Origin of the sequence: Bacteroides cellulosilyticus DSM 14838 (assembly GCF_000158035.1) — a bacterium.
Lineage (GTDB): Bacteria > Bacteroidota > Bacteroidia > Bacteroidales > Bacteroidaceae > Bacteroides > Bacteroides cellulosilyticus.
This window is the reverse complement of the sequence record NZ_EQ973495.1, coordinates 645,901-656,872: the sequence shown is the minus strand read 5'-3', so window position 1 is coordinate 656,872 and position 10,972 is coordinate 645,901. Positions and strand designations below refer to the sequence as shown.

The window sequence follows — 10,972 nt, the reverse complement described above, 5'->3', positions numbered from 1 at the left end:
CGGTGGATTGTACTTCGTGAACCAGATGTTAGAAACTAAAGGTATTGATATTAAAGGTAAGACCGTTGCTGTTTCCGGTTTCGGAAATGTAGCTTGGGGTGCCGCTACCAAAGCAACCGAGTTGGGTGCCAAGGTGGTTACTATCTCCGGACCGGACGGATATATTTATGATCCGAATGGTATCAGTGGCGAAAAGATAGATTATATGCTTGAACTCCGTTCATCGGGTAATGATATAGTAGCTCCGTATGCAGACGAATTCCCCGGTTCTACATTTATTGCCGGCAAGCGTCCATGGGAAGTGAAAGCTGATATTGCATTGCCTTGTGCTACGCAAAATGAACTGAATGGTGATGATGCCCGTCAGTTGATTGAAAATAAAGTGATGTGTGTGGGTGAAATATCTAATATGGGCTGTACGCCGGAAGCTATCGACTTGTTCATCGAACATAAGGTGATGTATGCTCCGGGTAAGGCTGTCAATGCCGGTGGTGTTGCTACTTCCGGATTGGAAATGTCACAGAATGCAATGCACCTCAGTTGGTGTGCTGCCGAAGTGGACGAGAAACTGCACGCTATTATGCACGGCATTCATGCACAATGCGTAAAATATGGGACAGAACCTGACGGTTACATCAACTACGTGAAGGGAGCCAATATTGCAGGCTTCATGAAGGTGGCTCACGCAATGATGGGTCAGGGAATTATTTAAAGGAAAACTTTGTTTAGTTGTATTTGTATTTGTGGTTTGTGCTGTCCTGCCTGTGAAGGTGTAGGGCAGTACTTTTTTTATAGGCATACCAACAATTAGGTATATTCACTTCTACAGCGCAACTATCAGTCAAACTTAATACTTAATACCTCGTACTTAATACCAAAATTATTACCTTTGCACCCGGAAAATCATTAAATAACAAAGAGATGTTACAACCGGAACTAAAATTAAGACGCGATAAGATACGTGTCTTGATGGCTCAACAAGAGATTGATGCCGCTCTTATCACTTGCAATGTAAACTTGATTTATACGTACGGACGCGTTGTCAGCGGCTATCTGTATTTACCATTGAATGCTCCGGCACGCTTATTTATCAAACGTCCTAATAATATTGAAGGAGAACATATACATTCTATCCGTAAGCCGGAACAATTGCCCGATTTATTGAAAGAGTGCGGTCTACCTTTGCCTGCGAAATTGATGTTGGAGGGAGACGAACTCTCTTATACGGAGTATACCCGTCTGGCAGCTTGCTTCCCAGAAACTACTGTTGTGAATGGTACTCCCCTGATCCGTAAGGCACGTAGTGTAAAGACAAATATTGAAATTGAAATGTTCCGTCGTTCGGGTATTGCTCATACGAAGGCTTATGAACAGATTCCTTCTGTGTATCGACCGGGAATGACAGATCGTCAGTTGTCTATTGAAATAGAACGCTTGATGCGTTTGGAAGGTTGTCTGGGTATTTTCCGTACATTTGGTCAGAGTATGGAGATATTTATGGGTAGCTTGCTGGCGGGAGATAATGCCACTGCTCCTGCACCTTATGACTTTGCTTTAGGTGGTGAAGGACTTGATCCGTCTATACCTATCGGTGCAAATGGTGCACTGTTGCAACCCGGTCAGAGTTTTATGGTTGATATGGGTGGAAACTTCTATGGATACATGGGTGATATGAGCCGAGTATTCTCTATCGGTAAGTTACCGGAGAAGGCTTATGCTGCGCATCAAACATGTCTGGATGTACAGGCAGCTGTGATTGAAAAGGCAAAACCGGGTGCTGTTTGCGAAGATCTCTATAATACAGCTATTGATATCGTAACGAAAGCCGGATTTGCCGATTACTTTATGGGAGTAGGACAGAAGGCGAAATTTATTGGTCATGGCATTGGCTTGGAAATCAACGAAGCTCCTGTACTGGCTCCGCGTATGAAGCAGGAATTAGAACCGGGTATGGTATTTGCCCTCGAACCCAAAATCGTATTGCCGGGTGTCGGCCCCCTGGGTATTGAAAACTCATGGGTAGTGACGGCAGACGGGGTAGAGAAGTTGACACTGTGCAAGGAAGAGATTATAGAAATGTAGAAATAATGATTAGTTGTTAGTGATAAGTGATTAATGTTATGCTTACAATTTATCACTAACAACTAATCACTTATTTTCACTCTCCTTCGTAATATTCACACAAGAAATATCGTGCAATGAAGTCCCAATTATCGTGCAATACTTCTTTTCCACCAGGGAAGGGAAGTTGCATATCAGGAAGCAGCCCTTTTGCCATACCATACTTCAGGAGATCAAAGGGGCAGGTACCCGGATAAGTGAATAATTTGTATCCTTTGGCAGCTGCCTTTTCTGCATTATAAGTCGGATTGCGTGGATCGCAGAAGCAATAAGAAACATTAGAGGCTATCAGCATACCTTTGGCATTAGCATAGATCACAAAGTTTCTTTCATCTCTTAATTCTGGTAACAGACTTTCATTTTTATCTTCCCATTTTAGTTCTTCCACAAAGAAACGGCGTAATTCATCGTAGGTGGTAAAATAAAGTAGTGGTTCTCCTTTGCTGTATGACAAGCAGTTCTCCACATCTTTTTTAAGTGTCATTCCGGGAGTGATTTCGGGAAGTGGTACTAATGGCATTTCCAGTAAATCAAGTCCCATTACCCAAATGGGAGAAGACGGCTCATCGCAGATGGGAGCTTCTTCAAAGGCGGTATCCATCACATCATATACCTTTTGGCTGAATTCTATCAGGTCAGAATCATGAGGATTCTGGATAATAACTTCGTCCTCTTCGAAGATGGCATAGCGGGAGAGGAGCGTCCACTGAATGAATGAGATATCCTCTACATTGATTTCGTCGGGAAGATACTCGTCGGTCAGCGTATAGAAAGGAAGATAGGACTTGTACAATCCGTAATAGGCATTGGAAAACTCTTTCCAACCACCGGACTGGGCGATGGCGTCTTGCAGATAAATAGCCAATGAAAGGGCAGCATCTACTTTCTCTGCTTCAAACTTTTTACTGTATAAAGGGGATTCATCGATCAAAGATAGTAGTTGATTGGCAAAGTTCAAATACCAGGTGTCGGTCGAGAGCTGTTTACTGCGTTCGTTAATTCCTAACCAACGCTTCATGTAAATTCTTGCTTGTTTCATATTGCTTGTTGTTTATCTCACAAAGATAGGACTTTCCCTTGAATTGCTCCTTAATAGTCGAGTATATTTACCGCGTGAGAGAGAATTTCATGCTGAAACCAAAGTCGGCACTGACTACCGGATATGAGCTAGAGGACACTAACGGAGTATTCTGTTGGCGGTCATAGTAGAGGCGCAGGGTTAACAAGCGACTCAGGGTGTAGTCTGCTGAACATGATATTTTCAGAGCTTTGTTGCCATTGGTAGCTTGTGCAAAACCTTGCTGGATGTCCCGGCAGAGGGCGGATTGGTTGCGGAATGAAATATCTGCACGGAGAGCAAGGTCATGGCTGACACGATTCTTGCTGTCTTTTACATTCCGGCCACTGAATAAATTGAAGTTTACAATCTTATATCCCAAACCGATAACGAAATCGCGGGAAGCGGTTTCTACCAGCTGACAAGCACTCATACTGAGATTTAATATACGGCTGGTTTTATATTCCACTTTGGCGGTAAGTCCGTTTTTGAGGGTGGCATCCATACCGATAAGGGGGGAGAATTGCTCATTAATGGATACCATGCTGATGTCGAAGCGCGATGAAGGGATAGGATTTCCTGATTGCACATCTTCTACAAAGCCTATATCCCCCATATAGCTCATGAAACTCTGGAAAGTGTTGTAGCTGCCGACGCTGTAGGTGCTGCGATAGGCATGATTCAGATTGACACTGCGGAAGTTCTTTTTGAACCAGGCTATCTTGGTAAGTCCTGTGTAGGTGATACGCCAGTTCGGCATCATGGAGAACAGGCTGGGAAAGAAGTCGAGAGCGGAGTTCCGAGCGCTCTTTCCGGTGTAGGCGGCGAGGAAGGCAGGGATCATGACATCCGGTGAGTGCTTGCTGATTGTGCCGTTTGCCGGATCGAATGTCTTTCCGGCAAGAGTGCTGCCTTGCGGATACTGTGCACCGAGGAATTGGGATTCCACACGGTCACGGATGACGTCAAGGTTGCGGCGGAAACGTTCGAATGTACCGGAATGGTAACCGTCACCGGCGCTGGGGCGTTCGAAAGCACTACCGATAGAAATGATACTCATGGAGAAGTTACCACTGCGGGTATCTGGCATACCTTCGAACATATATTGTATTTCGCGGCTGCGGTTTCGGGTACGATTGGCGGTAAGGTCTATTTTGAGGTCGCGTATCGGTTCAAGGGAGATACGCAATTGAAGATCTTCAAGGGCATTGCTGCTGGCAGGGCTGACAACGGAGTCGCTGCAGATGAGCCAGTCGTTTTGCAAGGCACGGTCGATATAGTCGTCTCCGGTGAAACCGAATGCAAAGTCCATTCCCGGAGCAAGGAAGCCTCCGTGTTTCTTCTGGCCGAACATGTCACCGACTTCAGGACGGAAACCGGGAAGGGTCATGGCATACGTATTTTTGTAGGTAAAGCTGAAATTGCGTACGCTCATGGCAATGCGGGTAGCATGCTGGCCGAATTTATACCACCAACCATCTTCTGGATCGGGACCGGGGATTACAGTGAGCTTTATGCGTGCCGTGTCCTGCGTATCAATACGTAGTGAATTAGCATTTATAACTTTATAACGTACGGGATAGCGACGTCCGTCCACTGTGAGAGCGGTGACTTTGGGACGACGGGAGTTCATACCGTGTTGAATGGTAACTGTAGTGTCTGTACGCAATTGTACTTCCTTGTCGAAGCGACGGGGCTTTTGTTCTTTGGGTGAGGCGGGTTTGCGATAGGAAGCAGAAAAGCGGCGGTTTACTTTCTTTAAATAAGGCACCTTGTTATAGAGTGCTTCGAGATTGAAACGCGAGTTTACGTCGATGCTGCGCTGATTGCTGACAGTATTGCCCATCTCTATGCCATCGGAAAGGGAAACACCCCGGTCCCAGTTGTAAGAAGAGGCGAAACGAAGGTCAGCGCTGACCCAGTCGGTAGCGGGGAACTTGTCGAATGGGAGCTTATAAGTGGCATTGAATGTCTGCTGGAAATCAATAGGGCGGCCGAGTGAGAGCAGGCTGCGGCGTACTGTATCTTTCCAGGCTGAGTATTCATCGGGGTAAAGGTCTTTATTTACTACACCGTAAGGTTCTTCAATCTCGGCGTGGGTAGCAGAGGTAAAGTTCAGTTTTAGGTTTTTTGTAGGGTCCCAGCGCAGGGCAAAGTCACGGTTCCATAGAAATTCTTTAGCGACGGAGATGGGGATGCCTTCGATACTGAGATCCCCGCTGCCGATGGAACTGCTTCCGGCAGTCAATGCCTCCAGGTCGCGGAGTTGAAGTTCATAATAGTGACGCGTCATATCGGTATTGAATGAGATGCTTTGAGGCAGCCAGTTCAGATTGATTTCTTTGATGAAACGCATCCATGGAGATTTGCTTTCCATAGCTTTGAAAGGTTCCCACGGGCGATAGACAGGAGCATAATTATAAGTCATTGCAGCGCGCCAGTCCGTTTCGTTTTCGTAAGCTGTGGTGCTACCCTGATTGTGGCGGAGGGAACGGGAATAGCTGAAAGTAAAGTTCCCCGGATCATAAGGCATGGGGGTTTTACTTGTAATACCCAGTCGTGCATTGCTGAGGCTGAAATTGCGGTAGGTAGTAATTTCACGGGCGATATTCATCAGCGAGTCTCGTTCCCAATCGGTGGTACAGGCATCCAGCGCATCATCCAGCAGCATATCTTTGTCCAAAGGGTTGTACTTTGGCGTAGTGGCCTCTTTGGAGTAAGAGAAGTAAATAGGAGCGGCCAATTTAGCCTTTTTAGGAAAGAAACGTCCCAGATCGAATGTAGTGGTGAAACTATACTGATAATAATCGTCCAGTCGACGCTCGCTGACACTCTGTTCCAGTCCACCGAAACCGGTTGTTTCCACATGACCGGCCAGGTTGATACTACCGATATCGGAAAGCTGTAAGTTGAGATTGCCTTGTGCAGCCCAACCGCCGTCTTCGTTGAATTCGGTTAGGCGTAGTTCGTTCACCCAGACCTCTGCCGATTTAATGGTGCGTGAGTTGTTCCTCACACCAATCATCATAGTCTTGACCTCTGCCAGTGAAGGATTACCAATCACGCTTATCTTATTGGAGGGTTTATCCGGATCGTATTCCGAATACACTTTTGCATAGCTGACACCACTATTCGAGATATTCTTCAAGCGATTACGGGCCTTCTTGACATTGGTGAGTACACTGAGGTCAATGTCAAGATTGTTGTCTTTGGGCCAGACGGCAAGGCAACCTGCAACGGTGCTTCCGTTGTATTCTCCGTGCGGAGTGAGTGTGAGGGGAATTTCGTATTCATAATAGTTGCTGCGGTAATCTGAGCCGAGGCGGATGAATACGGAAAGTTCGCCATTTTGCGGATCTGTGGAGAGATCGGGCAAAGCTTCGGCATGAGCAAACATTTGCAGCCGGCGGTATTGTCGCATATCCATACCGGTATTTTTGTAGACGGCACGTGCATCGCCGGGAGCCAACTTTTCCAGCTTCAGGCTCATGGCTTGCTCATTCTGTTGACGAAGTTGCGGTTGTCCCGGATCGATGACACGGGAGATGCCCGGAGGCATTACATAGTTCACCGGAGTACGGTCTCCATTTTCTTCGATATTGACTGCAGAAACGTCCAGTGCAGCAGAGCTGGTGGTAGAGGCGCCTTGTTGTGTATTATTCAGTGCATCAGTATAGGTGCGCCATTCGCCGCGTACCAACTCTAAGGTTGCAAAACGTAGCACGATGGGTTTCTCAAATCCGGTCAGGAACATGCGCATGAAACGGATGGACTTGAAGTCTTTGATGCTTCCCACCGCCTCGCCACTGCGTACGGGAACTTTGAACTGATACCAGGTCACTTCTTCCGTTTGTCCGTTGCGCAGGCGGACACTGGCGGTTCGTTTATCCGTGATGTAATTCTGTCCTACTTTCAGGTCGGAAGGTGTCAGGTTGATGCGATATTGGAAATATTTCTCAGTCTCGTTCAGTGTATTGTCCTGATTGATATCCTCTACATCGGGCACGGTCTTTGAAGATATATCGTATCGTTCCGGAGAGTCTTCACTCGCGGTGGAGTTCCCCTCGGTATTGTTATAGTATTTGTAGCGTTCCAGAATGCTACGCTCTTCCCGGTCATAGTCCGAGCCACGGAAATAATGATAATTGTCGCCTGCCGGATCGTTGTAGAATTTCTCGTAAGTGGAGGCGTCCACTTTGCCCTGTACGTCTGCCAGATATTTCTGATAAGTGGAGAAGGTACGTTCGTCTTCAGTAGAGAGCCCGTTCAGTCCGACATCTTGCTTACGGCGTGCGCCGGCTGCATTATCAAAGGCATATACCACACTACGATCGCGGGGAACACGCCCCCAAACTGTTTCTTCGGTCTTTGTTGCATCTCCATCAATGGGCAGACCGTTTTCAAAGAACTTCTTGCCATCTTTGAGGATGTCTTCAGATACTTCGCCAAGGTTTATGTAGAGAGTACCTTTGGGGGAATTTGCTCGTGTTGCCTTTTCCGAACCTGTTCGTGTTATTCCTCCCTCAATATTGCCTTCTTCGTAGATGAATGGATCCAGTAACCAGAAAGAGATGTATTCAATGTTCGCCGCTTCGAAATCACTGGTATCCAGTTTACGCATCATGCCTCCCCAGCGATTCTCCGGATTTTTCAGAGTACCGTCGGAATTCAGGTCTGTATCCAGATTGTATGGCCCCCGTTCCTGTGGATAATAGGCTAGGTTCAGTACGTTCATGGAAGCCGATTCCTGGTAGGGAGTTTCCTTATTTGGAAACAGTTCCTGCTCATAGACCTCACGCACATAGTGGTTGCTAAGCTGGTTTAGGTCGTTTTTGATGTGTGTAGGTGTCAATGAAGAGTTACGGCGGGTGAAAAGTCCGTCAATATGGTACCACGCCAGCAGTGCCCGGTTCTTTCCGTAACTGATATCATTGCTGCGGGCTGCTTCGGGAAAGAGGGGAGAGGGGGTGCTTGCCAACATCCAGTATGAGGGCTGACGAAGGTCAATGCCATTTTGTGTACTTTCGAAATCGTCGATGTACGAAGCGTTTTGTTGTAGTCCTTTGGCATGTCCCGGAATGAGATGGGCGAATTCCACACCGAGATTGATGCTGCTGGGGGCGGTTGCGGTGACAAACGGTAGTTTGTCCAGCATGTTTGTCAGCCACTGGCTTTCTTTTTTCCATGAAGCATTCACTCCCCACAACGTGTTGGAGAGTGGTTCGTCACCCATTGCAACTTTGCTTGTCAGTGGTTTCTCGCTGAGGTGCATGATGCTTCCTCCGAAAGAGAAGTTCTGTGAGAAATCGTAGGTGAAGTTTAGTCCCATCATCGTTTTGCGTTGCATGCTGTAGAGCGTATTGCTCTCCAGATTTACGCTGATGGCTGTACCGGCATCAATGATGCTTTGGTTGAGAATGGTAACTACTCCCAATGTGTAATCTACTGTATAGTCAGAGTTTTCTACCAGTGTCATACCGCCCGCCGTCACACGTACTGAACCTTGTGGAATATTCATAGCCCCTAACCGTATTTCATTGGCATTGGAGGCGCGGTATTCACCTGTTAGCCGGAATTTATTCTTTTCTGCTGTTTGTTGCGCTACGGTGCGAGTGGAGTCGTACAGTTCTTGAAACACATATTTGTCTGCCAGCGCATCGTTTCCGATGGCTTTGCGCAGGTGGCTGCCGAAAGGTTCTACTACGGGAAAATAGATACGTCCGTCCGAAGCTGTCACCGTATAGCCTTCGACAAAGTCGAAGAAACCGTCCGCACCTGTTTGGTTCTGGCTATTGAGGCGGTCGAGGTTCATGACACGCAACAGGGGTGTTTTGGCAATCTTTCCTTCTGGAATGTAGCGTAGATATACACCTGTTGTATCGCTTTGGTAAGTGATGTTCAACTGGAATTTTTCTTTTTGCACAGAGTAGGCATTGAGACTGTAGACATTCTTCATCATTAGACCCCAGCAGGCTGCGTCCGGGGAATTTGCCGTATTCTTCAATAATTTTACGAACAAACTTTGCCCGGTTTCCTTGATGTCTGAAGAAAACTCACCTACTTGATAACTTCGTCCACCGAGTGTATACTCAAAAGCGACTGCCAGTACTTCGTCCGGTTGAAGGGTTTGCTTCAGTGAGATATAACCGAGTTTGCTGTTTAGTGTGTATTCTGAGGAAGTGAGCAGACGGGCACTTTCTATTTTTTCGTAATCCATGCCGGGTTCGGATCCGGGGATTGTACTCATGATATTACTTACCTGGCTGATATCGCGTGCGGCTGCATAGCGGCTGAGCATTTCCGCATAGAGGTTATTGGCACTATTGGCGGGAGCGTTGACGTTTGAACTGGGGTTGGTCGGGTTTCCCACTCCGCTCCAGGCGGTAGTGTTGCCTATGTGAAAGGCCTCTCCAAGATCAGTTAGTGCTACGATGTTTCGCGGATTATCATAGTTATTTCGTTTGTTGGTTACCCATACTTCGATCCGGTTAATTGTGATTCCTGAAAGGATATTCGGAAGCTGTGCCAGATTTTTATCATAGACATCCCGAAAATAATGGGCAAGGAAGAAGTGGCGGTTTCCTTCGTAATTATCTGCGGAGAAGTCGAACGTAGTGGTTTGTGCACCACCGCGGCTTGTCACTGTTTTTGCTTCACTTTCTTGCTGGCTGATAACAGCTTGTAGCTTTAGTTTGCCGAATTGCAGGTCTGTACGAATACCGAACAGTGCGGATGCCCCGCGTATTAGTGAGTTATTGGTGGACATGCTCACATTACCGGCTTCAATCAGTTTGATGATCTCATCTTCTTTTCCCTCATATTTCAGTTTCAGCCGTTTGGTGTCAAAATCAAAGGTAGCATCGGTGTTGTAGTTCATATTCATATTCACCTTGTCACCTACTTTTCCATTGACGTTGATATTAATTTTCTCGTCAAAGTCAAAACCGAGTGTTTTGCGTTGACTTTCCGGAAGTGAGGGGTTCTTCACATTTTTGTACGTCATGCCGAAGCTGAGTTCTGCATTACCTTGTGTACGTATCTGTACCCCACCGGGACCAAACAACTTCTCTGCCGGACCAAGGTTGAACTTCATATCCATAAAGTCGAAAGCCTCTTTTCCTTTGCCGATTTGTTCTCCGTTCTTTTGGCGGTAATAAGATTGCATGGATTGTTTCAACGTCCAATCCAGATATTCTTCGGGGGTCAGTACCATCGGTACACCGATTTCGGTATTCCCTAATTTTGTGCGTATGTAGTATTTGTCTGTTTTTGCATCATATTCTGCCTCGGTTCGCAGGTTCATGGGCGATTGCAGGTCGGCAGGGTGGGGAGAAAGGTCTTTTAGTGTGCCCGGCACGGTCTTGCGAACGGAATATCGCGGAGCTATTGTATCCTGTACATTTTCTGCTTCTTGTGTACTCTTCCCATTTACATTCTGTCCCATAACGACAAAGCTGCCAGGCATGAGCCATAGCAGCAATAACCAGATGATATGTCGTATACGGGGAGACTTCATATGTGTTTAATTAATTTATGAATGATAATTCATCGTATATTTCATCGGTTAGTAATTATACTTATAAAAAATGCGTAAATTTCTTCCTTTCCCGTAGCTACTCCTCCGACTCGTTGAGTGAACCTGATTCAGTCAGGGACTGAATGCTTTTCACTCCCTGACTGAATACCTTTCAGTTCCTGACTCATTGTATCCCCATTCAGAAGGTATCTGAGAGGGGGTGGGGAAAGTGACAAGACAAGAAAGAAAGGAAGTAAAAATTACATATAAAAAAATAT

Annotated in this window: 3 protein-coding genes and 1 pseudogene; 2 read left to right on the top strand and 2 right to left on the bottom strand. The window is 46.4% G+C overall.

Annotated features, from left to right (window positions below; translation table 11 throughout):
• Together BACCELL_RS24775 and BACCELL_RS24770 are read left to right on the top strand one after the other, a co-directional pair.
• A pseudogene (locus BACCELL_RS24775) lies at positions 1 to 712 on the top strand (NADP-specific glutamate dehydrogenase); the annotation flags it as partial.
• Between the two features lie 209 nt (positions 713 to 921).
• A complete protein-coding gene (locus BACCELL_RS24770) occupies positions 922 to 2,082 on the top strand; it encodes a M24 family metallopeptidase (protein WP_007214914.1) in 1,161 nt (386 codons plus the stop codon).
• A gap of 76 nt (positions 2,083 to 2,158) precedes the next feature.
• Here the strand turns inward: BACCELL_RS24770 and BACCELL_RS24765 are convergent, their stop codons facing one another.
• Together BACCELL_RS24765 and sov are read right to left on the bottom strand one after the other, a co-directional pair.
• Positions 2,159 to 3,160: a DUF3843 family protein gene (locus tag BACCELL_RS24765; RefSeq protein ID WP_007214913.1), complete on the bottom strand. Its 1,002-nt coding sequence runs from the start codon at positions 3,158 to 3,160 to the stop codon at positions 2,159 to 2,161.
• Positions 3,161 to 3,227: 67 nt separating this feature from the next.
• Positions 3,228 to 10,694: a T9SS outer membrane translocon Sov/SprA gene (sov, locus tag BACCELL_RS24760; RefSeq protein ID WP_052309581.1), complete on the bottom strand. Its 7,467-nt coding sequence runs from the start codon at positions 10,692 to 10,694 to the stop codon at positions 3,228 to 3,230.
• Positions 10,695 to 10,972 lie beyond the last annotated feature (278 nt).